This window comes from Pseudomonas sp. 10C3, assembly GCF_036346185.1.
Classification (GTDB): Bacteria; Pseudomonadota; Gammaproteobacteria; order Pseudomonadales; family Pseudomonadaceae; genus Aquipseudomonas.
This window is the reverse complement of record NZ_JASJVE010000003.1, coordinates 94802-120525: the sequence shown is the minus strand read 5'-3', so window position 1 is coordinate 120525 and position 25724 is coordinate 94802. Positions and strand designations below refer to the sequence as shown.

At 57.1% G+C, this 25724-nt stretch carries 21 protein-coding genes and 1 pseudogene; 5 read left to right on the top strand and 17 right to left on the bottom strand.

Annotated elements, in window-relative coordinates; genetic code table 11:
* Nucleotides 1-15 precede the first annotated feature (15 nt).
* Genes QN399_RS03930 through QN399_RS03915 form a run of 4 tightly spaced genes read left to right on the top strand, consistent with a single transcriptional unit; the run spans nt 16 to nt 3397 of the window.
* A complete protein-coding gene (locus tag QN399_RS03930) occupies nt 16-348 on the top strand; it encodes a multidrug efflux SMR transporter (RefSeq protein ID WP_322177547.1) in 333 nt (110 codons plus the stop codon).
* 50 nt (nt 349-398) lie between these two features.
* On the top strand, nt 399-1589 hold the full coding sequence (locus tag QN399_RS03925) for an FAD-dependent oxidoreductase (RefSeq protein WP_330200585.1): 1191 nt from the start codon (nt 399-401) through the stop codon (nt 1587-1589).
* Entirely contained in the window at nt 1586-2395 is an 810-nt protein-coding gene (locus tag QN399_RS03920; protein ID WP_322177545.1) for an aldo/keto reductase, read from the top strand. Before QN399_RS03925 ends, QN399_RS03920 begins: the two co-directional genes overlap by 4 nt.
* A 39-nt stretch (nt 2396-2434) precedes the next feature.
* Nucleotides 2435-3397, top strand: coding sequence for a metal ABC transporter ATPase (locus QN399_RS03915; protein ID WP_322177544.1), 963 nt, complete (start codon nt 2435-2437; stop codon nt 3395-3397).
* A 126-nt stretch (nt 3398-3523) separates the two neighbouring features.
* On the opposite strand, the gene hldE is transcribed toward QN399_RS03915, so the two are convergent.
* From hldE to msbA, 5 genes and pseudogenes are all read right to left on the bottom strand, one after another.
* Complete coding sequence (gene hldE / locus QN399_RS03910) at nt 3524-4945, bottom strand: bifunctional D-glycero-beta-D-manno-heptose-7-phosphate kinase/D-glycero-beta-D-manno-heptose 1-phosphate adenylyltransferase HldE (RefSeq protein ID WP_322177543.1); 1422 nt, start codon at nt 4943-4945, stop codon at nt 3524-3526.
* Nucleotides 4942-5244 (bottom strand): annotated as a pseudogene (locus QN399_RS03905) (adenylyl-sulfate kinase); the annotation flags it as partial. The gene hldE and the pseudogene QN399_RS03905, both read right to left, overlap by 4 nt.
* A 63-nt stretch (nt 5245-5307) precedes the next feature.
* The gene (locus tag QN399_RS03900) at nt 5308-6042 is read right to left on the bottom strand and encodes a glycosyltransferase family 25 protein (RefSeq protein ID WP_330200584.1); all 735 of its coding nucleotides are present in this window, start codon (nt 6040-6042) and stop codon (nt 5308-5310) included.
* Nucleotides 6043-6092: 50 nt separating this feature from the next.
* A complete protein-coding gene (locus tag QN399_RS03895) occupies nt 6093-7298 on the bottom strand; it encodes a capsule biosynthesis protein (RefSeq protein WP_330200583.1) in 1206 nt (401 codons plus the stop codon).
* Nucleotides 7299-7947: 649 nt separating this feature from the next.
* Nucleotides 7948-9753 (bottom strand): lipid A export permease/ATP-binding protein MsbA, encoded by a 1806-nt coding sequence (gene msbA, locus QN399_RS03890; protein WP_322277946.1) that lies wholly within the window; start codon nt 9751-9753, stop codon nt 7948-7950.
* 156 nt (nt 9754-9909) lie between these two features.
* On the opposite strand from msbA, the gene QN399_RS03885 reads away from it, so the two are divergent.
* Nucleotides 9910-11766, top strand: coding sequence for an O-antigen ligase family protein (locus QN399_RS03885; RefSeq protein WP_322177539.1), 1857 nt, complete (start codon nt 9910-9912; stop codon nt 11764-11766).
* A 289-nt stretch (nt 11767-12055) separates the two neighbouring features.
* Here QN399_RS03885 and QN399_RS03880 read toward each other — a convergent pair whose 3' ends face one another.
* The 12 genes from QN399_RS03880 to waaC all read right to left on the bottom strand — a co-directional run bounded on the left by QN399_RS03880 (nt 12056) and on the right by waaC (nt 25724).
* The gene (locus tag QN399_RS03880; protein WP_322177538.1) at nt 12056-12940 is read right to left on the bottom strand and encodes a glycosyltransferase; all 885 of its coding nucleotides are present in this window, start codon (nt 12938-12940) and stop codon (nt 12056-12058) included.
* On the bottom strand, nt 12937-14091 hold the full coding sequence (locus QN399_RS03875; protein ID WP_322277944.1) for a glycosyltransferase: 1155 nt from the start codon (nt 14089-14091) through the stop codon (nt 12937-12939). The genes QN399_RS03880 and QN399_RS03875 overlap by 4 nt, the downstream gene beginning before the upstream one ends.
* On the bottom strand, nt 14088-14972 hold the full coding sequence (locus QN399_RS03870) for a DUF6625 family protein (protein ID WP_322277942.1): 885 nt from the start codon (nt 14970-14972) through the stop codon (nt 14088-14090). Before QN399_RS03870 ends, QN399_RS03875 begins: the two co-directional genes overlap by 4 nt.
* Nucleotides 14973-15029: 57 nt before the next feature.
* Complete coding sequence (locus tag QN399_RS03865) at nt 15030-16454, bottom strand: PIG-L family deacetylase (protein WP_330200582.1); 1425 nt, start codon at nt 16452-16454, stop codon at nt 15030-15032.
* Nucleotides 16451-17347, bottom strand: a complete 897-nt coding sequence (locus QN399_RS03860; protein ID WP_322177534.1) for an antimicrobial resistance protein Mig-14 — start codon at nt 17345-17347, stop codon at nt 16451-16453. The genes QN399_RS03865 and QN399_RS03860 overlap by 4 nt, the downstream gene beginning before the upstream one ends.
* Complete coding sequence (locus QN399_RS03855; RefSeq protein WP_322278490.1) at nt 17347-18477, bottom strand: glycosyltransferase; 1131 nt, start codon at nt 18475-18477, stop codon at nt 17347-17349. The genes QN399_RS03860 and QN399_RS03855 overlap by 1 nt, the downstream gene beginning before the upstream one ends.
* Nucleotides 18461-20218, bottom strand: coding sequence for a carbamoyltransferase (locus QN399_RS03850; protein ID WP_322177532.1), 1758 nt, complete (start codon nt 20216-20218; stop codon nt 18461-18463). The genes QN399_RS03855 and QN399_RS03850 overlap by 17 nt, the downstream gene beginning before the upstream one ends.
* A 249-nt stretch (nt 20219-20467) precedes the next feature.
* Nucleotides 20468-21910 (bottom strand): lipopolysaccharide kinase InaA family protein, encoded by a 1443-nt coding sequence (locus tag QN399_RS03845; protein WP_330200581.1) that lies wholly within the window; start codon nt 21908-21910, stop codon nt 20468-20470.
* Nucleotides 21910-22662, bottom strand: coding sequence for a lipopolysaccharide kinase InaA family protein (locus tag QN399_RS03840; protein ID WP_322277938.1), 753 nt, complete (start codon nt 22660-22662; stop codon nt 21910-21912). Before QN399_RS03840 ends, QN399_RS03845 begins: the two co-directional genes overlap by 1 nt.
* 73 nt (nt 22663-22735) lie before the next feature.
* A complete protein-coding gene (gene rfaP, locus QN399_RS03835) occupies nt 22736-23542 on the bottom strand; it encodes a lipopolysaccharide core heptose(I) kinase RfaP (protein WP_322277937.1) in 807 nt (268 codons plus the stop codon).
* A complete protein-coding gene (locus QN399_RS03830; RefSeq protein ID WP_322177528.1) occupies nt 23539-24663 on the bottom strand; it encodes a glycosyltransferase family 4 protein in 1125 nt (374 codons plus the stop codon). The genes rfaP and QN399_RS03830 overlap by 4 nt, the downstream gene beginning before the upstream one ends.
* Nucleotides 24663-25724 carry a lipopolysaccharide heptosyltransferase I gene (gene waaC, locus QN399_RS03825; protein WP_322277936.1) on the bottom strand — a complete coding sequence of 354 codons (1062 nt, stop codon included), beginning with the start codon at nt 25722-25724 and terminating at the stop codon, nt 24663-24665. The genes QN399_RS03830 and waaC overlap by 1 nt, the downstream gene beginning before the upstream one ends.

Here is a 25724-nt window from a genome sequence, read left to right as displayed (position 1 = left end):
AAGAGGAATCCCGTCATGACCGCCTACTACTATCTGGCCATCGCCATCTGCGCAGAAGTTATCGCTACCGTCTCGATGAAAGCGGTCAAAGGCATCAGCACGCCACTGCCATTGCTGCTGGTGATCGTGGGTTACGCCATTGCGTTCTGGATGCTGACGCTGGTAGTGCGCAGCATTCCGGTGGGGGTCGCGTATGCGGTCTGGGCGGGCATGGGCATCGTCATGGTAAGCATCGCCGCGCTGTTCATTTACGGGCAGAAACTCGACGTGCCCGCGATGCTTGGCATGGGCCTGATCGTCCTCGGCGTGGTGGTGATTCAACTGTTCTCGAAAACCGCCGGGCATTGAAAACGCGATCCCCTATAATGGCGACATCCGTTTAGCCACCGAGGTCGCTCATGCCATCTGCGCTCACTCCATCCCCTATGACCACTGACGTCCTGATCGTCGGCGCCGGTGTTGCCGGTCTTTGGCTCAATGCGCGCCTGCGCCGTCAAGGGTTCTCGACCGTTTTGGTGGAAAGCGCCAGCCTCGGCGGCGGGCAAAGTACAAAGTCTCAGGGGATCATCCACGGCGGCGCCAAATATGCGCTGCACGGCGCACTGAGCGGTGCTTCCGAAGCGATTGCCGACATGCCGCGTCGCTGGCGTGATGCGCTCGCGGGCAAAGGCGAGCTGGACCTGTCTGGCGTACGCTTGCTGTCCGAAGCGCATTACTTATGGTCACCCGGCACCCTCGCCGGCAACCTCACCAGTTTTTTCGCCAGCAAGGCCGTACGCGGCAGGGTCGATCACGTCACCGGCAATGACCTGCCTCCGGCGCTGCAGAGTCCCGGGTTCAAGGGCAAGGTCTATCGACTGGCCGAACTGGTGATCGACGTGCCCAGTCTGGTCGAGCGTCTCGCCGAACTGTCCGGCGACAGCCTGCTGGCGGGCACAAAAATCGAACCCCTGTTCGAAGGTGAAGATCTGATCGGCCTGCGGGTCGATGGCCGCGAGATCCTCGCCCAGCGTGTGGTTTTGAGCGCGGGCGCGGGTAACGCCGAGCTGCTGAAGTCCATGGGGCTGTCCCATCCCCCTATGCAACGCCGCCCGCTGCATATGGTGTTGGTCAAAGGACCGACCTTGAAGCCCTTGTATGCCCATTGCCTGGGCGGCGGGCCGAAACCTCGGGTCACCGTCACCACCCACCCCGCAGCCGATGGCCAATGGGTCTGGTACCTGGGAGGGGATCTGGCCGAAGCTGAGGGCGTCGCCCGCGAACCCGAGGCTCAGATCGCTGCGGCCAAAAAAGAACTTGGCAACTTGCTGCCGTGGGTCGACCTCAGCCAGGCGCAATGGGCGACCTTGCGTATTGATCGGGCCGAACCGGCGCAGTCCGGCCTGGTGCGCCCGGACAACGCCTATCTTTCCGTGCAACAACGCCTGATGGTGGGCTGGCCGACCAAGCTGGCGCTGGCCCCTGACTTTGCTGATCGGGTATTGGCCGCACTGGCCCGCGACGGTGTCCATCCGACACCGCAGTCGCCAGCCGTCGGCCTGCCGAAACCGCCCATGGCCCAACCGATTTGGGATCAACTGCTGCCATGAAAACCCTGCATGAACTGCACCGCCCGCTCGGCAGTACCGGTCTGCGTGTTTCGCCACTGGGACTGGGCACCGTCAAGCTCGGCCGTGATCAAGGGGTCAAATACCCCAACGGTTTCACGATCCCCGATGATCGAGAAGCACAGATGCTGCTCAAGCTGGCTCGCGATCTGGGCATCAACCTGATCGACACGGCCCCCGCCTACGGCACCAGCGAAGAGCGCCTGGGCCCATTGCTGCGAGGGCAGCGTCAAGAATGGGTGATTGTCAGCAAAGTCGGCGAGGAGTTCGAGGGCGGCCAATCGCGCCACGACTTCAGTGCCGAACACACGCGGCTGTCGGTGGAGCGCAGCCTCAAGCGCCTTGAGACTGACTTCATCGACCTAGTGCTGGTCCATTCCGACGGCAATGATTTGGCCGTGCTCAACGATTCCGGTGTGTATCAAGCACTGGCCGAACTCAAGCAGCAAGGCAAGATTCGCGGCTACGGTTTTTCCGGAAAAACTGTCGAAGGCGGCCTGCTGGCGTTGCGCGAAGGCGATTGCGCGATGGTCACCTACAATCTCAACGAACAAAGTGAAAAGCCGGTACTGGACTACGCCGCCAGCCATGGCAAAGCCATCCTGGTGAAGAAGGCGCTGGCCAGCGGTCATGTGTGCCTGAGCCCCGGCGTGGACCCGGTGCAGGCCAGCTTCGAGTTGCTGTTTGCCCATCCGGGTGTCGCCAGTGCTATTGTCGGGACTATTAATCCGCTGCACCTGGCCCATAACGTGGCGACTGCCGCCGCCGTGATTCGCCGTCAAACCTGATTCAGGCGGCGGCCGACCCCAACGCAAGAAGGAGCCGACATGCCGCGAACGTTGATTCGAAAAAACCCCAACAACTTTAAAACCCTGCCGCTCGCTGTCGAAGCCACTCCCGAAGGCCTGAATTACCAGAGCATCGGGATGCCGTTGAATTTCGCCCAGACCCTGCAACGTCGACGCAAGATCGAAGTGGCCGATGTGGAACGCTTTTCTGTGGAGCTGGCCAACCTCGGGGTGTCGGTGCGCTTGACCCTGAACTGGCAGAACCGCGATTACTGGGTGCTGGTCAGACAGCGTCGGCGAGACCGTGGCGATGTCGTACTGAAATTGATTTCCGGCTACGTGCCCGCGCACGAATTGAATCTGCCACTGCACACCGCCATTCAGGAAGTCGCTGAAGAGTGCTTGATCGAAACCCCGCAAGGCTGGCTGAGCGGACGCTTCAATGACACCTGGCTGCCTGCGCCCTATGCCTCGGCGCTGCATTACCGCGAAGCCCTGCCTTTTCGTTTAAGCCCGCTGTCCGGTGCTGCCAGACCCGTGCGCTGCGGGAGCATGCCCCTGATTGAGCGCCCGCGTGCTTACGTGCACCTGCCGACGTCGTCTCTGCAGCTGATTTACGACATGCGTCTGGAAGTGCCCAAAGAAGCGCGGCCAATGAGCCTGTTTCACGTTGATGAGAGCCTGGAAAACGATCAGTTGGTGGCACGACTCAACCGCAGCCGCCCCGACCTGTACCTGATGCCCCTGGAAAATGGCTTGCCCAAACCCGAGCTGTACACCCTCAAGCGCGACAAGCTGCAACCGGCCAGCACCCGCGGCCTGTACCTGGCCGAAAGTTTTGCACCGCAGGAAGGTTGGGTTGTGCGTGATGAGCGGATTCGCTGGAAGGATTGGCTCCGGCAACAGGGTTTGACCCCAGCGCCAAAGAAGACCGGCCTCAAGCGCCTGACGAGCAAAGCCCGGCAATTGATCGACCTTGCCCGAAGCACCCTGAGCAAGTGATCCCACAGATTGGCGTCTCACCTGTAGGAGTTGCCGAAGGCTGCGGAGCAGTCGCAGTGCGGGAGCAATCGGAACGCGCAGTCTTATTCGCGATGAAGGCGTCAGCACGGCTGACGCCTCCCCCCATCACTGCCTGCGAATTTTCTCGACGATAGCGGTGGTCGAACTATTGGCAACCAGCCCCAACACCTTCACCTTGCCACCATAGGCTTCAACGATTTCAGCACCGACCACTTGATCGATGCCGTAATCCCCGCCCTTGACCAACACGTCAGGCTTGACGTGGGACAGGAGGTTTTCCGGGGTGTCCTCAGGAAAGCTGATCACCCAATCCACAGCGCCCAATCCCGCCAGCACAGCCATGCGTCGGTCGACACTATTAATCGGCCGTCCAGGCCCTTTCAGGCGGCTGACAGACGAATCATCATTGACCGCAACGATCAGCCGATCGCCTTGCGCGCGCGCCTGCTCCAGGTAGGTCACATGCCCGGCATGGAGAATATCGAAACAGCCGTTGGTGAAGACGATCGATTCTTTGTGCGCACGCGCATCGTCGATTGCCAGGAGCAATTGATCGAGGCTCAACACCCCACGCTCCGAGCCTTCTTCACGCTGGATCGCACGACGCAACTCCGGCGCGCTGATAGCGGCTGTACCCAGCTTGCCGACCACGATGCCGGCGGCCAGATTGGCCAGCGCAACGGCGTGCGGCAGCTCTTCACCGGCAGCAATCGCCGCCGCCAAGGTAGAAATAACGGTATCGCCCGCACCCGTGACGTCAAACACTTCACGGGCACGCGCCGGCAAATGAAGGGCCGGACAGTCAGGACGCAACAGGGTCATGCCGTGTTCGCCACGGGTCACCAGCAATGCACCCAGCTCCAGCTCACTCATCAACTTCGCGCCCTTGGCGACCAGTTCAGCCTCATCGGAGCAATGGCCGACAATGACTTCGAATTCACTGAGGTTCGGCGTAAGCACGCTGACGCCGCGGTAGATCGCAAAATCCTTACCTTTAGGGTCAGCAAGGACAGGGATACCCCGAGCACGCGCAGCCTGAATCAATACTTGATGGTTTTTCAGCGCGCCTTTGCCGTAATCGGACAGCACCAGCACTTTGATGCCGTCGAGCATGTCTTCGACATCTGCGCTCAGCGCCAAGGCATCGGTGGCAAACGGTTCTTCGAAGTCGATACGCAGCAACTGCTGGTGACGACTCATGACCCGCAGTTTAACGATGGTCGGTTGATGGGCGATGCGCTGAAAACGTGCGGTCACACCCGCCGCTTTCAGGCTATTGGCCAGACTTTCGGCCGCCTCATCTTCCCCGGTTACACCCACCAGCGAGGCTGGCGCACCCAGGGCTGCAATATTCAAGGCAACGTTGGCAGCACCGCCTGGGCGATCCTCTATCTGCTCGACCTTGACCACCGGCACCGGTGCCTCCGGTGAAATCCGTGAGGTACCGCCATGCCAATAACGGTCGAGCATGACATCGCCAACTACCAAGACAGGCGCTTGATCGAAACGCGGCATGGACAACTTCATGGGCAACCCAAATACAAAATGAACAGGGGCGCGATATTAACACAGGGTGAACAGCCCCTAGGTCGACTGTATCGAAGGGGTTGCCACTCCCGGCGCAAAGGTGAGGTCGCCGAGACAATCACCACCAAGCCAGCATCTACCATTAGGCGAGCAAAGTGCGCCATTCGGCGGATATTTTCCGTTCGCGATTTGGCACACACACCCAAATCACTGCTCAGGCCACTGCGCACGTTATCGCCATCGAGCACAAAGGTATGCACACCCTGCTCGTTGAGCCGTATCTCCAAGGCATTGCATAATCACCTTGGCAAACCTGACGAACCGACCTGCATGTGCACACAAAGCGAACGTCGCGCAGGCCTTTAGCCAAAGACCCCATAACGCAACCGTGCGGCCAAGCGACTGACCCACTGTCGAGTCTTAAGCTTCGGTTTTCGAACCACCTGCTCAATATCACTCATTACCATCAAGCTCTGTCGAGCCAGGATTGGCTGCACGATAAAAGCCCGAGTCGTGGACAACAGCATTTCCGAGTAATACCAGTCCAGTGGCAGGCCAGAAACGGGAGCCTCCTGCAAAATTCTGTCATAAAGCTCAGCCCTGACCACATAGGCATGCGCCAGGCGCACGCGAGTCACGGCCGTCAAGTTAGGTGAGACTTTGCGGGCCTGGCCGCCCTTCTTCAGGGTGCCCCCCAAATAGAGCAGGGTCCAATCACGCCCCTGCAATTGGGCCTGTACGCGCCGCAGAACCGTCGGAGTAAAGGTTTCAAACTCACAGTCATCCTCAAGCACCAGCACGTAAGGCCAACCGCTAGCTCTCGCCTTGGCGATCACCGCCAAATGGCTGCGCATGCACGCCCAAGTGGCCAGCAGCTTATGCTCTGACTTATCACTCGGCCCGTCAGTACGCAAAAGGAACTCGCGTAGCGACTGCGAAGGCTGGTCATCGCCAAGCTCATGCAGAGAGACCGCAGAAAAGCGCTCGGCCTCCAAGCCCAAACCCTGTAAGTGGTTCTGCAGCCGTGACCAGCGATCATTTCGGCTGTCGAGATTGATGACGCAAGCGTGCTCAAACGGCCAAATTATGCTTTTCATACCACCGCGACTCACACCCTTCATCCGAATGAATTTACTCACATTGGCGACTAAACCGTGCCATCAAGCACTTGGCTAGGCACAGGCTTGGCGTTCAATAGGTCAACCAACAGGTTGACGGTTCTGTCCAGCGCCCCAGCCCCATTAACCAAATGAAACTCGGCAAAACGCTCAGCCTCTTCAAGGCACTGCCGATAGTGCGTCTGAATCCAAACAATACGCTCCGACAATGCCGCAACCGTGGCCACTCGACGGCCCAGAAAACGCTCCTGGGAAAAAATATCGTGATGTTCACTGGCATTGACATAAATAATCGGTCGTCGTGCCAGTGCGGCCTCAATGACAGCGTTGGACATGATATTGATCACGATAGAGGCCTTATCCAATGCGGCCGCCAAACTGCACTCAGGGGGCAACACCTGAACATGGGGCAAGTCCAGCGCCGCTTTCTGCCAGAACGGTATCTGACTGCGAGGGTGCGCCTTGATCAACACTTGGAACTCCGGATGTTGAGACACCCATTCGTAAAGTAAGGCATAGGTTCTCTGGTAACCCGGTTCCTTCTCTTTATCCGGCCCCACACCGAGTACCAACAGGACTCGACGCTCGGGCGTCGCCGGCAGCAAATCGTAAGACAGGTCAATCATGTGCGAACCCGACAACACGGCGTTGGAGTTGCCAAACCGTAGCGGCCGTGACTGCAGAGCCTCCAGAGAACTGTGACCGAACATAAAATAGTAGTCGTAGTCATTCATACTCAGACGGCTGGATGACTCGACCGTCGTGGCGTGCGCCAGATGCACCAACAAACATTGCCGCTGGTTCAATGCCAAACGCAAAAACGGCGCATACAGGCTGCCATTACGGTCATTGAGCAAAATTCTCGGCTGGTGATGTGCAACCAGCCACTCCGCATAAGCGGCATAGCCAAAATAGCGCAACGGCACAGCTTGCGGTGGACGCTTGAGCAGGCGCCGCGCGAGGATTGTCGGCTGGTCTTGCAGAGCGGTTTCAACCAAAAGGTAGTGATGATCGCGTAAAGCGGTGATCAACAGTTTCTTGCGCTGAAAAGCAATGACCTTGGTGGCTGATTGCAGCAACAGAAAATCACAGGGCTCAGCCACGACTTCAGCACTCAACCTGGCCTGCGCTCTCCAGCCAAATAGACAGCCACTCAGGGCGTCGCGCGCAAATCGAAGCACGCTGCCAAGCCAGCTATGGCGCTCACGCAACAACCGCCAGCGATAACGATCCATGGCTCGAGCTTTATCCGCCCACGAACTATTGGATATCTCGTCAGTCATAGAGAGACAGGCCCAAGACAGAGAGGCAGGGAGGCTCCGTCCCGCAGGCTAACTGATGAGCGAATACTGGCCGACACGGCGCCCCCAAAACAGTCGATTAGATAAGATGGCGATAACATCAGCGCCCCGGCTGAGAATGCGTCGATGACGAGGCGGCGATAAAGGCTTACGCGGGAGACATGATGGGAAGATGGAAAAGACCATCAACAACAACGACAACTATCATCCCCCTCCCTAAACACCGCTACGGTTTAAAAATAAATCGCCCATCTTCCGTGGGAGCTGTTGCTGTTTCAGCACGACACCCTCGAAGCCCTTAGGCACCTAACGGTCCAATGATACCCAAGAGCCTCACTAAAATCCTGCCTACGTGCTACGAATCAGCGCCAGTCTTTAGTCGACAATGCCGCAAGGAGCGCTTTTTGCCAATAGACGTATTCGTCGACGTGGACCAACTGGTGGCTGGAGACAATACCAAGCGTACTCACTGTCCGTATGTAGAGTTGATCAAGATCGCAAGCTTCACGATACAAAACACATGATTCACTCTACATCGCAGGACAATGCGCCAGAGGGCGGGAGCCCACCCTCTGGTCAAGCGTCAGGCTATCCCGGAGGTCGTCGGCTCATCCAAACCCATTGAGTTCAGCCTGGCATAGTAGCCATTCTGGGCCAGCAACTGGGCGTGAGTGCCTCGCTCGACAATCTGTCCTTTGTCCATGACCAAAATCAGGTCGGCTTTCTCAATGGTCGAAAGGCGGTGAGCAATGACCAGCGTGGTGCGTCCCTTCATCGCCTGATCCAGTGCGGCCTGAATATGCCGTTCAGACTCGGTATCCAAAGCAGATGTTGCTTCATCAAGAATCAGCAACGGAGCATTTTTCAACAGTGCCCGAGCAATCGCCAAACGCTGACGCTGCCCACCCGACAACAAGACACCGTTCTCGCCCACCAAGGTGTCCAGGCCTTTAGGCAACTGCTCGATAAAATCCTTGGCATAGGCATCTTCCGCAGCTTTCTCGATGGCCGCACGCGGCGCGCCTGCTAAATCGCCATACGCAATGTTGTTAGCCACGGTATCGCTGAACAGCGTGACGTGTTGGGTGACCTGGGCGATGTGCCGACGTAGATTGAGCAAGCGGTAATGCTCAACCTCAATACCGTCCAATAGGATTTGACCGTCCGTATGGTGATAAAAGCGCGGAATCAAGCTGGCCAGCGTCGACTTCCCGCTGCCAGAACGCCCTACCAGCGCCACGACCTGTCCCGGTTCAACGGTAAAGGAAATATTATCCAGGACCAGACGATCAGTTCCCGGATAGGTAAAACTCAGATTCCGCACCTCCAACCGCCCTGTCAGCGAACTGCGTTCAAGGGTACCGCCGTCCATTTCAGGCTCGACATCCAACTGTTCGAAAATGCTCTCAGCACCCGCAACGCCCTTCTGGATGGTTGAACTGACCTCAGACAATTGACGAATCGGCTTGGGTAAAAAACCCGCCAGGGTGATGTAGGCAATCATATCGCCCGCAGAAGCATCACCACGCAGGTACAGCACCAGGAACATCAAGACCGCCATGGCCGTGTAAATCACCAACTGCAACATCGGGGTGTAAATAGCCCCGGTGCGAGTCATGCGTAATTGCCGGTTGGTATTGCTTTCGCTCGCGTTGAGAAACCGCTGTTTCTCGTAGGCCTCGCCGCCAAAGCTGCGGACCACGCGATAACCCTGGATAGTTTCAGACGCCACATGGGTGACGTCGCCCATCGCGGCCTGTATTTTCTTGCTTTGCTTGCGAAACTTTTTACTGGCCGTACCGACCATGAATGCAATCATTGGAAGAATGGCAATCATCACCAGCGTCAAACGCCAGTTCATAAAAAGCAGCGAGGCAAACAGGAAGACAACGCTCATTCCCTCACGGATTACGACCTTGATCGCATCCGTTGCCGCCCCGGTGACCATGGTGACGTTAAAGGTGATACGCGAGATCAGATGCCCCGAGTTATTCTGGTCGAAATAACGATTCGGCAAGACCAGCAAGTTATTGAACAACTCCATTCGCAGGTCATGGACCAGCCCTAGCGATACCTTTGCCAGAAAGTAGTTACCCAGATAGGATCCCAACCCCTGCCAGGCCGCGATCAGGACAATCAACAATGGCACAGCCTGCAGCAGCTGCAAATCGCGCAGGTAAGGAACACTGGGGAACAACACGGCTTCCGGGTTGGACAGACCATCAACAAAGTACTTTAGGATGTACCCCAGCATTGGCTGCGTCGAAGCAAAAATCACAAACCCGACAATGCTAATCAGAAAAATCCCGGCATAGGGTCGGACGTAGCCGAGCAAGCGGAAGTAGATCTTCATGCTCGAAGGGCTACCGGAGGGACTGGATTCGGTCATATCACGCGGCGGTAATTGAAAAAGGAGGCTGACTTTAGCACAGCTTCTCTGATGTACTGGCAGCGGTTTAGAATACAAGCCTGCTCAGCCCACGCAACAACATCAAATTGCCATCAACTTATGATAGCTAATCACCTTCTGGAGCGAGCTTCTCGTATGCACTACAGCGGTCTGCGTCATGCCTCCAATCGAGCCTTCGAGTTTATTTGCCTGTGGATCATTCCCATCGGCTTTTTCCTATTGCTATGCGACCTGTTTTTTCTTCCCGGACGTCCGCAGCATCACAAGCTTTATTACGCACTGTTCAGCATTCCAACGCTGATCGCCATTTGCCTGCGCCCCCGAGAACTGCGTGACCTGCTACACGAGCCTCTCATTTTGAGCTTTCTGGCCTTTTTAGCCTGGTCACTGATCAGCCTATTCTGGAGCCCCCTCGACGAAAGCATCGGAGGACTGATAAAGCCGCCACTGCACACGCTCATGCTGTTCATCGGCTGCGTATTACTGGTGCGCTACCGTAGCGAATACCTGCAACCCTTGTTTTTTGGGGCCGCCGTGGTTGCGCTGATTGCCTCACTCTTCAATTTGTATGCGTTCGCCAAAGCCTACTCTCCCGACCTACGGATGATCGGAGCCGGCGCTTTCGACAATCCACTGCTGAGTTCCCACGTCTTTGGCTTTTTCTGCATTTATTGGCTGAGCCTGAGCATGACCTGTAAGCGACGAGCGGTACTTTGGCTAAGCATCCCCGCATTGATCGTAATGTTCACGGCGGTGATGGCGACGGGCTCCCGAACTCCGCTGGTCGCATTGGCCCTTGCAACACTGTGGCTCTGCTTTGTCTGCTGGAATCGCCGCTCCTTATTCGTACTGATCGGCACGGCCATCTGTGCTGCCATTGTGGTGTTTGAGTTCTCTGGGATTATTACCGCTCGGGGAGGGTCCTATCGTTTCGAATTATGGAAACTGGCCCTCGAACAGATTGCCCATCACCCCTGGATAGGCAAAGGTCTAAACGCGTCACTGAGCCTTGATGTCGGGGTCGGCTATCTTCTGGAAGAACCCCACAGTTTTGCACTTGGCGTCCTCTACTATGTCGGCATCATTGGCTTCATACCCTGGCTGTTCATGCAGGCATGGGCACTGCTGAGCGCTTGGCGGCAACGGGCGCACCCATTGTTTATCATCGCCTCCACATGGCTGGTTTTCGGTATGGGTGCAGGGCTGACAGAAGGTGGCGGCATTTTGAGTCGCCCTAAAGAACACTGGTACCTGTTGGTTATCCCGCTGGCCCTGATTGCCGCCCTTAACATCAGCCGGCGTAGCGGCCGACTCCCAGGCATACACGTCGAGCCTCTAACCACCAGCGCTATGACGCAATTGGCAGACGGCGCTCATGTCGTCGAGAAGGATGGGCTGGGACCCAAAGTATTACGGCTCAGCAACGGCCACTTCCTAAAACTGTTCCGCCCTCGGCGCTGGTACACATCGGGGCACTTCACCCCCTACTCTGAACGCTTCGCTTCGAACAGTGAGCACCTGCGCAGCCTGGATATCCCAAGCCCGGACATCCTCAAGTTGTATCAACTGGATGATGGAAGCAGTGCCGTACTCTACCAACCGCTGTCAGGCCAAACCCTGCGCCAAATTCTGCAGTCGACGGGCGCGCCTGCCGTTCGCGAGGCATTGGTCGAGCGCTTTGGCAAATTTCTGGCTCAACTGCATGACCGAGGCATCTACTTTCGCTCGGTTCACCTGGGCAATGTCCTGCTGCTCGACACCGGCGAGTTTGGCTTAATCGACCTGGCCGACATGCGAATCCTGCCCTCGCCGCTCAATTTGTCGCTACGCCAGCGAAATCTACGGCATATACAGCGTTACCCCGAAGACAGGCGCTGGCTGTTTGAAGAGCAATTACAGGCTCTACTCCAAGGGTACGGTAAAGTGGCGCCGAAACGAGCAGTGGATAACATGCACAAACATGTGCTGGCTTTTGCAGTAAAGGCGGGGTGAGTCGACACGGCCAGCGTAAATAGAGGGGGCAGCGCGGTCGACGCTCTCGGGTATACGTCAGGAAATCATCCATATCAGAACTGCAGAGCTTACTCAAAACGCTCTGCAACTCAACCTCTGGCCAGTCGTGGACCTGAGGCAAACCGCAGCTACCACGACCGATGTGATAGCCGGGATAGCGCTCTCTGAAACGAGCCGTGCCACGTTCTGTTTTTGGTAACTTTCGGATTTCAGGACGCGCCATGCGCTTGTTCAAAAACCGCTGAATCCAACCCGTAAGAATACTCGCTCAGTTTTTTTCCAAGCGCGAAAAGTACAAACGCCCTAGTGCGCGCCAGGTTTTGCCCGTCCAAGCCTTGAAGGGCAACTGCGCCAAAAGCTCACGAGCCAGTGGGCGGTCACGATTGGATGTTTTCAGGAACATGGAGTTGAGGAATTTGTAACGCACTTCCTCATAACGCGGATGGTCACTGAATAGCGCATACGAGCGCAGAATGTTATCAATCATGAATCGGTGGTTTTTATACGAGTTGGTAGCGTGCTTACGATAGCGCGCCATCAATACACTCAGGCCATCGATAAAATACCCGGCGTGGGTGATTTTCAATTCAATCAACAGGTCTTCCAAACGAATATCAGGGTCGAAACCGCCGACTTTTTCCAGCGCTTCACGCCGGATCAATAACGTAGGGGCTGGTGGATAGGGCTTTCGCTCCAAGAACATATCATCGAAATCAAGGCGACGAAATGGTACCTCCCGGCGCTGACGCTTCTCGGGAAACAGGTTGCCCTCAGCATCAATCAATTCGATATTGCCCGCGCAAATACCGACTTCCGGCTTGTCCTGCATGTATGCCACTTGAGTCGCAATACGCTCCGGCAACATGATGTCATCCGACCCGAAAGGGGCGATCAAGCTGCCGGTTGAACGCGCGATAGCGTCATTGAGGGTATGGGTCAAACCCTGGTTTTGCTGGACCCTAAAATCAAAACCATAGCGGGTTTGCAGGCGGCGAATACGCTCGACACTGTCATCCTTAGAACCATCATCGATGACCAGCAACTCAATATGCGGGTACGTCTGGTTCAGGACGCTCAGAATGCTTTGTTCGATATAGGGGCCATGGTTATAGGAGGCGATAATCACCGTCACCCGTGGTTGATCGCCTGTCACAAAACCCCCTTCTGCGCCAGGCCCAGACCTGTCTCAATCAACGCCAGATACTCCTGACGAAATACATCGATATCGTGCTGAGCCAGCAAATAACGATAGGCTTGCTCACCCTTAGCCTGAAGCACTTCATCCGAGAGGCTCAAGTACTCATCCAGGGCCGCCTTAAGCGCGGGAACATTAGCCGGCTCTACGGCAAGCCCACCGGCACCGTGAATGAGCGGGAGCATGGCTGGAACACTGGAAGCAATAACCGGCAGATGCCCGCTCATGCCTTCAAGCAGCGCCAACCCCAAGCCCTCAGCCAGGGAGGGCATGGTCCAAATATCGAAAGCCCTGACGTACTGCAGTGCATTTTCGCGAAAACCCAGTAAATGAGCGCGGCCGATCAGCCCCAATTGTTCAATTTCACAACGCAGTCGCGACTCCTCACGCCCCGCTCCGATGATTGCCAATTGAGCATTCGGGTACTTGTCTTTCAGAGCGGCAAAAGCCTGCAAGAGGTACGTGTGCCCCTTGACCGGCACCAGCCTCCCCAATGCGCCAACCAGCCGTACGGAGGGATCAAGCCCCAGCAACTGCCGAGCCTGCTCTCGAGCGTACTGCAGGCCTTCAGCTTGCTCAATGTCGATAGCATTGGTGATGGCGTAGGTATTCTCATCGGTAAAGCCACAGTCGCAGTCAATCAGGTACTGCTTGACTGCCGGGGAGACGCCGACAAACCGCCAGTGCTTATCAATCCGGCCCTGAGCTTGGCGCCGGCGATAAAATCGATCGTACTCGCCAAACCCATGGGAAATGCCGATACACAAAGGGATCTTCAGCCAACGATTAAGCTGGAGCATCATATTGACCGGTTTGAAGCGATTACAGATCACCACATCGAACTGTTCTTTGCGGCAAAACCAAAAAAGCCGCCACATAGCGCGCAGGCGCAAGCCCTTGAGCGATTTTTCGGGAAACTCAAAATACACTGAGCGGTCAGCGCGACTCACCGCGCCTCCAGAGTCCGGCTTGCCACGCATAAACGCCGCCGTCACGTCATAGCGATCTGCGGGCAGAGCTTTGACAATCTGTTCCGCCAAATCAGCGAAATCGTAAGCCTTAACGTTGTAATCCGGCTGCAACTGCAGCACTTTTAAGCGCTGACTCATACCGCTCCCCGCTGAAAGCCTGACGCATCAATAACCCAAGCCGACTGCGCCGCCAAGTGTTTTACCGTTTCAGGGTCGGGCGCTGGCAAACTCGACCACTCATGCCGCTTCCAAAACATAAAATGAAAATACGGGAAAGGTCGACTCCCATCCTGCTCATTGGTCAACTGCCCCTTGTGCCATAGCCAGCGAGAGGGGAAACCATGAGAGCCATCATGCCACTTGATGCAGCCGCCCGGTGTACTGAATGCTTCTGTAAATTCACTGCGTCGCCGCCACGGATTAAATTTCCCCACCAGATTGAACAGCGGCCTCGGGAAATTTTTACGCCACAGAAAAATACGACTGAATGCACCTTCATCCAAAGCATGCTGCTGTTGATCGGCAAAACGCTTACGCCAGTTTTTAATCCGCATGAATAGTTCACGGCTGCGCACTGAGTTGCGCATCAAACACAAATGCCCGGCCACACGCCGTTCATGGGTCGAAAACAGGTCGTAGCGAGCCAAACGCTCTCGCGCAAAGCAGCGCCGCAGATCACCGTAGACTAGATCAGTATCGCCGAATGCCCAAAAGTCGTAACCGTCAAGGCGATCGGCATGAATAAAACCCAAGGCTGGTTTGATATCGCACAATTTATAAGCTGCTACGGGCGAGAAGTGAATACCCAAACGATCCGAGACCAACTGGCAATAGCTCTTAAAATCAATGATTTCAACCCTGACATTATCTGGAAGGTTCTCTGGAATACCGCAATCACTAAACAGTAGCCAGTCGATATCTGCGTTATGCCGACAGCTTTCAAGAAAGAAAGGCATCCAGAACGGCCAACGGCCAAAGTAAGGAATGATAAAAAGAATCCGCGGATTTGGCTTGCTCACAAAATACTCACTGTACATTGTTTTTATTTAGGCCATGTTCCGCCCTAGGCTGCTTCATTATTTGCGTGGCAGAAACCAGAACAACTCGTGACGTCTGACCGCTTTGCGAAAAAACTCATTCTCCCCGTAGGGTGACGATGCCCTGCCGACCAATAGCCGTTGTATCAAACGTCGTAGTCGTCGCTTGAAAGGCACGGCCGTTTGCAGATCATGCATCATTCCCAGCGCCATCGCCTTGTCCCGCTGCTGCTCCAGTGTCAGAGAGTAAACACAAGGCTGCAAAACCTGATCTGGATCGAACGCAGGCGCAAGCGCAATACCGGCTCCCGAATCCCCCATTGGCCAGCGATCATTGTCATGGAGGTGGTTGGCATAACCGAGCAATGCCTGCGGCTGCCACTCCAACCCTTTTAACGCTTCCAGAACCGCAGCCTGGGCACAAATATGGTCAGGGTGCGGGTCCAGTGTCGGATGGGGCATCACAATCACCTGCGGCCGGGCCCGGATAAGGAGCGCTCGCAAATCCGCCAGCAGGTTATTCCAAGTCGGAGCACCATCTGTGTCGCCGGGCAACACAAACGCGTTGAACTGGCGAAACAAGCGGGTATCACTCAACGCTGCTTCGCGTGAACCAACAGGCTTATCGGGTGCCGCTTGCATCGCGGGAAGCTGCAGGCAGAAATACCCGAGCTGCACACAATGTTCCTGCGGCACGCCAGCCCAACGCGGCACCGCAATGCTGTCCCAAGCCCGCAAGCGGCCCTTGATTCGAGCCGCTTCAACAGGGTCGAGTCCCATTTTCTGGTAATGCTGCGCTTCAATTTCACCTGCCGTCAGGGTCACGATCCAAGCCTCATCAGCCTGACTGTACAAACCAAACGCTGCCAACTCGGCATCATCAGCATGGGGAGCAATCACCATGACCCGCTGACGTCTGTAATCCGGATACTGAAAAGACCACAACTTCGGCAGCCCCTTCAGGCGACAGAAACGGCCTCGCAAGCGCACCTCACCACGCGCCAAGGGTTGTGCAACCGTACTGAGGTTCAGATAACGCAAGCCGTTGACCCCGCGCTCAAATGTCTGACGGTCCTGTTGATCACCATCGAGCACCATCACCACAGGATCAAAGAAACGCCCCAGCCACGTACTCTTGACCTGCAACGCCAGCACCAGCGTTTGATCGGCGGCGGGATCCAGCGGCGTGTCCATCAACAAGTGCTGTCCCTCAAGGCGAACCTCAAGCACACGACTGTCCGATGGGAAGGTGTACTGATAATCATCCTTGGGCGAATAGAACAGATGGTCGGCGAACCAAGCCTCATGGGCAATCCACACCAGCACACCGAGCAGGAGCGGCAACCACCAGGCAACTAGGACCCCAAGGGCCCCTAACAGCACAAGCCCCACCAATAAAACAATGCGTTTATGCCGCCGATGACGCTTGAGCAACTGCTGCTTTCGACTGACGTCCTGACTCATACCTTGAATACCGGCACAGGGTTGCACCAACGCTCTTTATATTCTCGATCCGCTCGACCAAACGAAAAGCGCAAGGGCTTCCCCAAGGTCCTGGCATGCTCCCAGGCACTTTGGGTATTAAGAAAGCTCAACACGCTCCCCGGACTGAACTCACGTGTCTCGGGGTCTACGCCGCCGTTGATGTACTCCACACTGACCCACTGCGGCGCCTCAACCCTATACACCAGTTGAATGGCGATAGGAGCATCATTGAGGAAAATAACCGACCCGATCAGCAGTTCGCGCAATAGCTCGACGACCTCGGCCATGCGCTCGGCACCCGTCGCAGGGAAGCCCCAGCGCCGCTGAAACAGGTCGCAGTAAATCGCCGCCAACTCCCGACTGCCAAACTCGCTGACGGGCCGCACCACACCGCCTGCCTCCTCCAGCAACCGTAACTCGCGTCGCTGGTTATAGCGAAACTTCTTCGATAACGTTTCAGGGGTACGCGCCATCGCCAACTGTTCAGCCTGCGGTTGCAGAGTGGTGATCTGCCCGTCATGCAATGACGACAAATAACGGCCACGGTGGCGCAAAGCAACCTGTGCATCCGCCGCCACAGGCAAAATCAACTCGGCATTACCCAGGTCGAACAGGCCTTTCTTGCCACAACGCTTAAGCACATCCTTGGACAGCGCCAAATCGCGGCCCCAAGTCGCAATAGATGCCTTCAACTCACCCTTTTGCTCCCAGGCCAGGTACCGAACCGGAATCTGCGCCAGGTGCGCCAAGCGCTCGACCACCAACGGATGAGTCGCCACACTGCCGCCAAACTGCTGCCAGGCGGCGGCATAGGTACACGCATCAACTGCCGACCAACCGCGCTCACGCCAGCCTTGAAATCGGTTGAGCATCAAACCTCCGCAGTCAGGTCAGTCACCTGTGGCAAACGCCAGAATGCGTCACGTACCGCCTGGTCAGAGAAACGCTCACGAAGGCGCTCAAGCATCAAACGAGCACAGTCCTGACGCTGTTCATCATTAAGCGCGGCAAGGTGTTCAAGCCCTTGGGCCAACTGCTCGGCACTACCTTGCGCAAACAAAATACCCACGCCCTCGACCACTTCCTTGGCCCCGCCACACGCCGTAGCCAACAGAGGGACACCGGCAGCCATGGCTTCGAGCAGTACCATGCCGAACGGCTCATGATCAGAACTCAAAGCAAAGACATCGAACGCACGAAAATAACGGCGCGCCTCTGGGATCTGCCCCAGAAACAGAACTCGATCACTTACCCCAAGTTCCTCTGCCAGTTGTTTAAGCGCCTGCTCAAGACGACCGACACCCACAATCACTAAATAGCTGTTTTTTGGCAAAGAGGGCAAGGCCGTAGCAAACCCTCGCAGTAGAGTGGCCTGGTCCTTATCGGGATGAAGTCGGCCCACGTTACCGACAATCCAGCCATCGGCAGGCAGACCCAGCACATCACGCGACTGGGCTTTGGATAATTGACTGGCTTGCAGCGCATCGATATCAACACGGTTGTACAACGTACGAATACGCCCGTTCGGCCATGTCGGCAGGCATTGGCGCATGTCATCACGCACCGCATCGGAAACGCCAAGCAGGCTCAAACGTTTGCGCAACAGGTGCGCGAACAGCTTGCGACTGCGGCGCGCATAATCACCAAACGCATGATGTACGCCGATCACCGGCAAAGTGGTGGCCAGCAACGCGACGTAAATAGGCTTGAAACGATGGGCAATACAGAAACTGAAGTTTCGGGACCGGGCGATTTTGCGCAAGTCGCATATCGCCCCCAGTTTCAGCCCCCGGATGGCTTTGGAACTGTACTCCATGAACAGCACTTCGTCCGAAGCACAGTCGGCAGCGACATCGGCATCGGCATCGCCTGTCAGAAAGACCGTGGTCACCCGATACCCCGTTCCCGCAAACAGGCTGGCGTATTGCCGGGCGCAGTCGAGAAACGGCCCGTCATAGCCGTGACAAAACTGCAGCACATGGCGTTCAGCCGAAAGTGTCATAAGCATCCACGCCGTCTTTGAGCACCAGGATATCTTCCATGATCAAGTACTCCAGATCGGAGCCAAAGAACATATTCAAGGCGTCCGTCGGCGAGCAGATCATCGGTTCGCCACGACGGTTGAGCGAGGTGTTCAACGACACGCCGTTGCCGGTCAGTTCTTCCAGCGCCTTCATCATGTCGTAGTAGCGCGGGTTGTATTTGCGCTCCAGCACCTGTGCGCGGGAGGTTCCATCTTCATGGACCACTTCCGGCACACGGCTCTTCCACTCGTCCGACACTTCAAAGGTGAAGGTCATAAAAGGAGCCGGGTGATCGACCTTGATCATCTGTGGGCCAACGGTATCGAGCATCGACGGGCAGAAAGGCCTCCAGCGTTCACGGAACTTGATTTGCTCGTTGATACGGTTGGCCACGCCAGCAATGCTCGGGCAACCAATGATCGAACGACCGCCCAAGGCTCGCGGACCGAATTCCATCCGACCCTGGAACCAGGCGACTGGGTTACCTTCGACCATGATTTTGGCGATGCGCTGTGGAGTGTTGTCGATCTTGCGCCAGACCGGTTTGCTCGGGTGGCGAGCGCAAGCGGCGATCACGTCTTCGTTGCTGTACGACGGGCCGAGATAGACGTGTTCCATCTTCTCCACGGGTACCCCGCGCGCGTGAGACACATAAGCCGCAGCGCCCACAGCGGTCCCGGCATCGCCGGAGGCAGGTTGCACAAACAGCTCTTTGACTTCCGGACGTGCGATGATCTTCTGGTTCAGTTTGACGTTCAGTGCACAACCGCCTGCGAAGGCCAGCTTGCCGGTCTCCTTGAGGATATCGCCCAGGTAGAAGTCCATCATTTGCAGCGACAGTTTCTCGAACAGCGCTTGCATACTTGCGGCGTAGTGGATGTAGGGCTCGTCCGCTATGTCGCCTTCGCGCTTGGGACCCAGCCACTCGATGAGCTTAGGCGAGAAGTAGAAACCTTTGCCCTTCTCTTTATAGCGACGCAGGCCGATCACGTTGGCGTAGTCGGTGTTGATGACCAACTCACCATTTTCGAACGTCGCCAGACGTGAGAAATCGTATTTGCTGGCATCGCCATACGGCGCCATGCCCATGACCTTGAATTCACCGTCGAGCATTTCGAAGCCGAGGAATTCGGTGATCGCGCCGTATAGGCCGCCGAGGGAGTCCGGGTCGAAGAACTCTTTGATCTTGTGGATCTTGCCGTTTTCGCCATAGCCGAAGAACGTCGTGGCGTACTCACCCTTGCCATCGATGCCCATGATCGCGGTTTTCTCTTGAAAACCGGAGCAGTGGTAAGCGCTAGAGGCGTGGGCCAAGTGGTGTTCGACAGGCTCGATCTTGATTTTCTTCGGATCGAAGCCCAACTGCTCCAGGCAGAAGACGATTTTGTTGCGATAGCGTTTGTAGCGGCGGTTGCCCATCAGCAGCGCATCAAGGGCGCGATCAGGTGCGTACCAGTAGCGCTTGGCATAGTGCCAACGCGCCTTGCCGAACAGGCTGATAGGGGCGAAAGGAATCGCCACCACGTCAACGTCCGAAGGCTTGATACCCGCTTGCTCCAGACAGAACTTCGCCGACTCGTAGGGCATGCGGTTCTTTGCGTGCTTATCGCGAACGAAGCGCTCTTCTTCAGCGGCCGCAATTAGCTTGCCGTCGATATACAGGGCTGCGGAAGGATCATGGCTAAGGGCGCCGGACAGGCCAAGAATCGTCAATGCCACAGGGGTCTAGCCTCTTTAGTCTGCATGCAGGCGGTAGGCGCCTGAGAAAAATGTGCTCTCGCAAAAGGCGCGAGGAACAGCTAAAGGGCGGGATTATAGCGCAATGAGGCTACGTGTGGTCGGGTGGCTCACAGCACACGGTCAAGGATGATCATGGACCTGTCAGCGCGGGCAGAAGGGGCCGCCAGACACCTGACCCGCGCAGACTACGTTGCGGCTCAAGCCCCGGCGAACAAAAGAGGCACGCACTTATTCGGCGATTTTGGGCAAGCGCTGTTCCAGTGACTGACGCAGCACACTGTCGGCAGGCCAGTTACGCATAAACCGTGCACGGTCTCGCTCGAACGCCTTGGCGAAGGATGCAGCTGAAGTGTGCTGGCACATCGCATCAAGGTCGATCAGCGCCCAGCGATCCTGATGCCAGAACACGTTGTGCCCTTTCAGATCGCCATGGCTGATGCGTTCGCGCAACAACTGGCCGAACAACTGATCCAGCGCCTGCAACTCAACTTCCGGCGCATTGCCTGTCGCTACATAAGGCGCGAACCGCTCAATGATGTCCGGCCCCGGCAAGAACTCGGTCACCAGGTAAGCCTTGCGCCGCAGCCAGAAGAATCGCTGCTCCAGCAACGCCAGTGGTTTGGGCGTCGCGATACCGAGGAACGCCAGCCGATTGCCTTCACGCCAGGAGTGCCAAGCGCGACTCGGACGCCAGAAACGCTTGAGCCAATGAGCAAAACTCTTGATGTTGTAGCGTTTGATCACCAGTGATCGACCCGCCACATCCACACGCCCGACGCTGGCCGCTCCACCAGTCTTGTAAAGATGACCGTGATCAAGCAACTGGTCGGCCTGGGCCAGTACCGGCGTCATCGCGACCTCTTCTTCGCGCCGAATTGCGCGCAGGCCAAAGGCGCTGTCTTTGACGCTGAACAGACTGCAATCGCGGCCGACCTTGCTGAGGAAGTCCTTCAGGCGCCAAACGCGAACCTTATCGATCTGTTTTTGCAGCGCCTCCATTGGCAAACCATGTTCGCCGTTGCTCAACAGGTAATGCACCAGCAATTCTTCAGTAAATGGCTCGAGGGTCTTGGGCAACTGGGCGAAAAATACCCCGAGATTTTCCAGAACCCGTGTTCGCGACAACGGCTTGCCAGCCTGTTCTGCGCAAATCCCGGCACCGTCAATCAAATACAACTGACCGTTGTGACGCAGTAGGTTGTCCAGGTGCAGGTCTTCCTGCCAAAGCCCTTTGCTGTGCAGGCGGGCGATGGCTGAAAGCGCATCACCCAGCACCGCGTGCTGCTCTTGAGCCAAGACTGGTAAGCTTTCAACTTCAGCCCAGGCTTCACCGAGGCTATGTGCGTGCTCCAGATACTCGAACAATAACCAACCACCCTCGCCATTTTGCAAGCCATCGGCCAGCAGCAAGGGTGTGGTCATGCCTTGCTCGGCAAGCAGTCGAGCGCCCGCCAGCTCGCGCTGAAAATGTCGCGCGGCTTTGGGTCCGACCAACAACTTTGCCAATACCACACGTCCACGCCAGATACCGGCGCCGACATAGCGTTGCCCCGGCAACACCCGCAGCAAGGTCAACAGTTGCAACTCGGCCGGGCCTGCAGCATCAGACAGTGCCAGGTTTATCGGCAGCGCAGGCGTACGCCCAGCGGATTTGAGTTCAGACAAACGCATCAGAGAACCTCTTTATGACTGCGGCGTTTGACCAGTCGTCGCCACCACGTATTGACCACCGTACTGGTGGCTGGCGCTTGCAGGTACGTTGCCAAAAAGTCACGCACCTCGGTTTCATTCCAAATCGGCGCTTGGCGCAGCAACGACTCAAGGTCTCTGATACGGTCACGCCAACCGAACAGTGCGGGCCGCGTTTTCTCCAGACCTATTAACTGCGCCTGATACGCATCAGATCGCGAACGCAGGAAGACATGCCTGGGGCAGAAGCAGCCGTGAACCTGCCCGGCAGAATGCAGTGTGCGCGCCAACTGCCCACAGGACCGAAGGATCGCCAGATGCTGGTGGGGATTGAGCGTCGACCACTGCTGCAACAGAGCGTCCAGATCGACCCAACCGTCCAGCGCCCGCGTCATCAGAATCGCCCGACGCTCGCCTTTTACTTTGCGCTCGCCGTAGAACACCGCATACAACGAGGGAATGCCCAATGACTGGTAGCGGTTGATCATGCGAAATTCACGAGCAAACGAGGGCTCGCCTAACGGTCGATACGCGCTTCGGACCAGGTAGTTGCTCTGGCGCTTCAGGTAAAAGCCGGACGCTTCCAGCTCCAGGCTATCCACGCGGCTCCAGCCGGAGCCCAGGGTGCCAGGCTCGCCGACGATGTCTCGTGGCATGTCCCACAAGGCATCGAAATCAGCCAGGCCATGGCGATCAAGCAACCCCCGATCAGTTGCCGCAATGAAGTCACTCATCCGCGCGCCTCGAAAAAACCGAGTATATAGCAGATGCTTTTTTGTCCAGCCGGCTCAACTTACAGCCCCCCCATCAGAGCGCATCCCCGTAGCGTACTTTGCGTGCGTACAGCTTGTTGGCCTTGCTTTCCAGCCAACGGAGCAACGCGGCTTCCTCTGCCAGGATCTGCCTCAACGGCTGCTGGAAGTAGCCGCGCAGGAAGCGCAATTTGTCACGCCGGGTCAGGCCAATATCCAGCGCCGAAAAATACAGCGCGGCCAAGTCCTTGTTACGCCATCGCATGCTGATCGTCTTGCGTGTCTGAGCGCGGTGCAGGTCGATCAACGACAGTTTGAAGTCATCGGCCGTCACCGGCTTGTCGGTATGCAACAGAAAGTGACAGATGTAGCAGTCACGATGATTGACCCCGGCGCGGTGCATCATGCCGGTCATGCGCGCGACCTCGGCGATCAATGCGCGCTTGAGCCTTGGCTGCGGCGGTTGCTGACGCCAATGGATGCTGAAATCTTCCAGGCTGACGGTCGGCGCCAATTCTTCGGTGACGATGAATGAGTGCTGCGCGGCCGGATTGCTGCCGCGCTCGCCATAGGCAACGGCGGTCATGGTGGGCACACCGATTTCATGCAGGCGATTGATCGCCTTCCACTCCTGACCGGCGCCCAGTACTGGCAATTTGGCGGTCATCAGGTTTTTGACCACTTCGCCCCAGCCGATACCCCGGTGAATCTTGACGAAATACCCGCGCCCCTCGACCTCAGTGCGCAACGTGCGCCGACCTTCGAGTTCGCGATAAACCTGACCGTCCAAACGCTCGACTTCGGCGAACGCATCGCGCCCATCCCAGAGGCTTTTGAACGGCTCAGCAAGGATCAATTTCATCCGTGGTGCTCCGCCAGAATCACATCGGCCGCATGCTGCGGCATGCTATAGAGGTCCGCCGTATCGGCGAAGGCCAGGCCATGACGGCTCCAGGCCGTGCGTGCAGCGTCATCCTTGAGCATGGTTGCCAGGTAGTCGTTGAGTTGCGCCTGCTCGAAAGGCTCGTCCAGCACCCGGCCGCAATCGGCTTCGGCGATGTAATGCGCATAACCGCACACTGCACTGACCAGCACCGGTAAGCCAGCCACCAGCGCTTCAAGCAGAACCGTGCCGGTGTTTTCGTTGTAGGCAGGGTGAATCAACAAGTCAGCACCCAGCAGAAAACGCGGAATATCGCTACGCCCCTTGAGGAACTGCACATGTTCGCCCAGCCCCAGCGTGGCGCTTTGCAGCTGGAATACCTTGGGGTCGTCCTGGCCAATCACAAACAACCGGGTGCGCTTCTTCAGCGCTGACGGCAAGCCGGCCAGCGCTTTCAGACTGCGATCAACACCTTTGGTCTTGAACCCGGAGCCAATCTGCACCACCAGCAAGTCGTCGTCCGCGAGGCCAAACTCGCGCCGGAACTCGGCGCGAATCTGCGGCGCATCGGCCGGTGCACGGCGATCCAGGGCAATGCCCGGCGGTAACAGGTGGAAGCGTTCCAGCGGCGTGTCGTAGTGCTTGATAAACAACGGTTGCTGCACTTCGGAAATCATCAACACTTCGGTTTTCGCATCTTTGGCGAACACCGCTCGCTCATACTCGGCGAAGTGACGATAGCGTCCCCAGCGACGGTATAACGCGTTACGCAGGTTTTGCGCCTTGTCTTCAAAGCACCCATCAGCAGCGTAGTACACGTCCAGACCGGGCATTTTATTGAAGCCGATCAGACGGTCCACCGGACGCTTGGCCAGATCCGCTTCCATCCACGCGCTGAGCTTTTCGTTACGGCGATGGTTGAACATTGCCTTGACCGGCGCCACCAGCACTTCAAAGCCGGGCGGCACGTCGCCTTCCCAAATCAAGGTGTAGACGCGGATTTGATGCCCGCGCTGCTGGCATTCCAGGGCAATACGCATGAAGTCGCGTTGCAGGCCGCCGAACGGGAAATATTTATAAAGCACAAAAGCCAGTTGCATCAGCTTGGTTCCTTTGCCAGCAACAGCGCGCCCAATTGGCTCGCTACTCGCTCGGGATTCAAGCGAGTGAAGCACAATGGCCACTCGCGTTTTAGATCGAACCGACGCTGATCTTCAGCGGTCGGGCGATAGGTGCATTTCTTTTGCAGGCACGGGGCACATGGAAAGTCGCTGGCAATGTGCACTTGCGACTTACCATATGCACCCGTCAGGCCAGGGTTGGTCGGGCCGAACAGCGACAGAGTTGGCACGTCCAGCGCGGCAGCCAAATGACCGAGACCGGTGTCCACCGCGACACACGCTTGAGCGCCAGCCAATACTTTGGCAACACCCGCCAAATTCAGCTTGGGCAGCACCACCGCATTATCCAGGCCGTCGGCAATGCGCTCGGCACGTGCCAGCTCAGCCGGGTTACCCCACGGCAGGCGCACCTGAAGACCGCGTGCGCCCATCAACTCAGCCAATTGCCGCCAATAGAGCTCCGGCCAGTGTTTGGTCGTCCACGTGGTGCCGTGCAGAAACAGGACAAAAGGCTCACTGTCGGGCGCGTCCAGCAGACGCGTGCGATCCAGACCGTAATCGCCCAGACCGTCAGGCACTTGATAGCCCAGCGCTTGAGCGAACAACTGGCGTAAGCGCTCCACCGCATGTTGCCCGCGCGCCACTGGATACGGTCGGTCATAAAAACGACTGGCCAACGGCTCACGCGCCGATTGCCGATCAAGGCCCACCACCGGCGCGTTGACGTAACGCGTCAGCAACGCACTTTTCAGCAGCCCTTGAGCATCAATGACCAAGTCGTAGTCAGTCTCGCTCAAGCGCTGCTTAAAGCGCCGCCACTCGCCACTCTTGAGGGTTTGCCAGAGGTTCTTGCGCCAGCGCCGGATGGCCACCGGGATCACCCCGGCCACCGCCGGATGCCAGGTCGGGATCTCGGCGAAGCCTTCTTCGACCACCCAGTCGAATTGAATACCAGGCAACGCCCGCGCAGCATCGGTCAACGCTGGCAGCGTGTGAATCACATCCCCCAGCGAAGAAGTTTTGATCAACAGTACCCGCAA

What these genes read in the sequence shown, in the direction of transcription:
- rfaP (WP_322277937.1), bottom strand. Translation starts at nt 23,542, where the DNA reads ATGAAATTGATCCTTGCTGAGCCGTTCAAAAGCCTCTGGGATGGGCGC.
- QN399_RS03855 (WP_322278490.1), bottom strand. Translation starts at nt 18,477, where the DNA reads ATGACACTTTCGGCTGAACGCCATGTGCTGCAGTTTTGTCACGGCTAT.
- QN399_RS03865 (WP_330200582.1), bottom strand. Translation starts at nt 16,454, where the DNA reads ATGAGTCAGGACGTCAGTCGAAAGCAGCAGTTGCTCAAGCGTCATCGG.
- QN399_RS03900 (WP_330200584.1), bottom strand. Translation starts at nt 6,042, where the DNA reads ATGAAAAGCATAATTTGGCCGTTTGAGCACGCTTGCGTCATCAATCTC.
- QN399_RS03830 (WP_322177528.1), bottom strand. Translation starts at nt 24,663, where the DNA reads ATGCAACTGGCTTTTGTGCTTTATAAATATTTCCCGTTCGGCGGCCTG.
- QN399_RS03875 (WP_322277944.1), bottom strand. Translation starts at nt 14,091, where the DNA reads ATGAGTCAGCGCTTAAAAGTGCTGCAGTTGCAGCCGGATTACAACGTT.
- QN399_RS03845 (WP_330200581.1), bottom strand. Translation starts at nt 21,910, where the DNA reads ATGCGTTTGTCTGAACTCAAATCCGCTGGGCGTACGCCTGCGCTGCCG.
- QN399_RS03860 (WP_322177534.1), bottom strand. Translation starts at nt 17,347, where the DNA reads ATGCTCAACCGATTTCAAGGCTGGCGTGAGCGCGGTTGGTCGGCAGTT.
- QN399_RS03895 (WP_330200583.1), bottom strand. Translation starts at nt 7,298, where the DNA reads ATGGATCGTTATCGCTGGCGGTTGTTGCGTGAGCGCCATAGCTGGCTT.
- hldE (WP_322177543.1), bottom strand. Translation starts at nt 4,945, where the DNA reads ATGAAGTTGTCCATGCCGCGTTTCGATCAAGCGCCTGTCTTGGTAGTT.
- QN399_RS03885 (WP_322177539.1), top strand. Translation starts at nt 9,910, where the DNA reads ATGCACTACAGCGGTCTGCGTCATGCCTCCAATCGAGCCTTCGAGTTT.
- QN399_RS03930 (WP_322177547.1), top strand. Translation starts at nt 16, where the DNA reads ATGACCGCCTACTACTATCTGGCCATCGCCATCTGCGCAGAAGTTATC.
- QN399_RS03920 (WP_322177545.1), top strand. Translation starts at nt 1,586, where the DNA reads ATGAAAACCCTGCATGAACTGCACCGCCCGCTCGGCAGTACCGGTCTG.
- QN399_RS03840 (WP_322277938.1), bottom strand. Translation starts at nt 22,662, where the DNA reads ATGAGTGACTTCATTGCGGCAACTGATCGGGGGTTGCTTGATCGCCAT.
- msbA (WP_322277946.1), bottom strand. Translation starts at nt 9,753, where the DNA reads ATGACCGAATCCAGTCCCTCCGGTAGCCCTTCGAGCATGAAGATCTAC.
- QN399_RS03925 (WP_330200585.1), top strand. Translation starts at nt 399, where the DNA reads ATGCCATCTGCGCTCACTCCATCCCCTATGACCACTGACGTCCTGATC.
- QN399_RS03915 (WP_322177544.1), top strand. Translation starts at nt 2,435, where the DNA reads ATGCCGCGAACGTTGATTCGAAAAAACCCCAACAACTTTAAAACCCTG.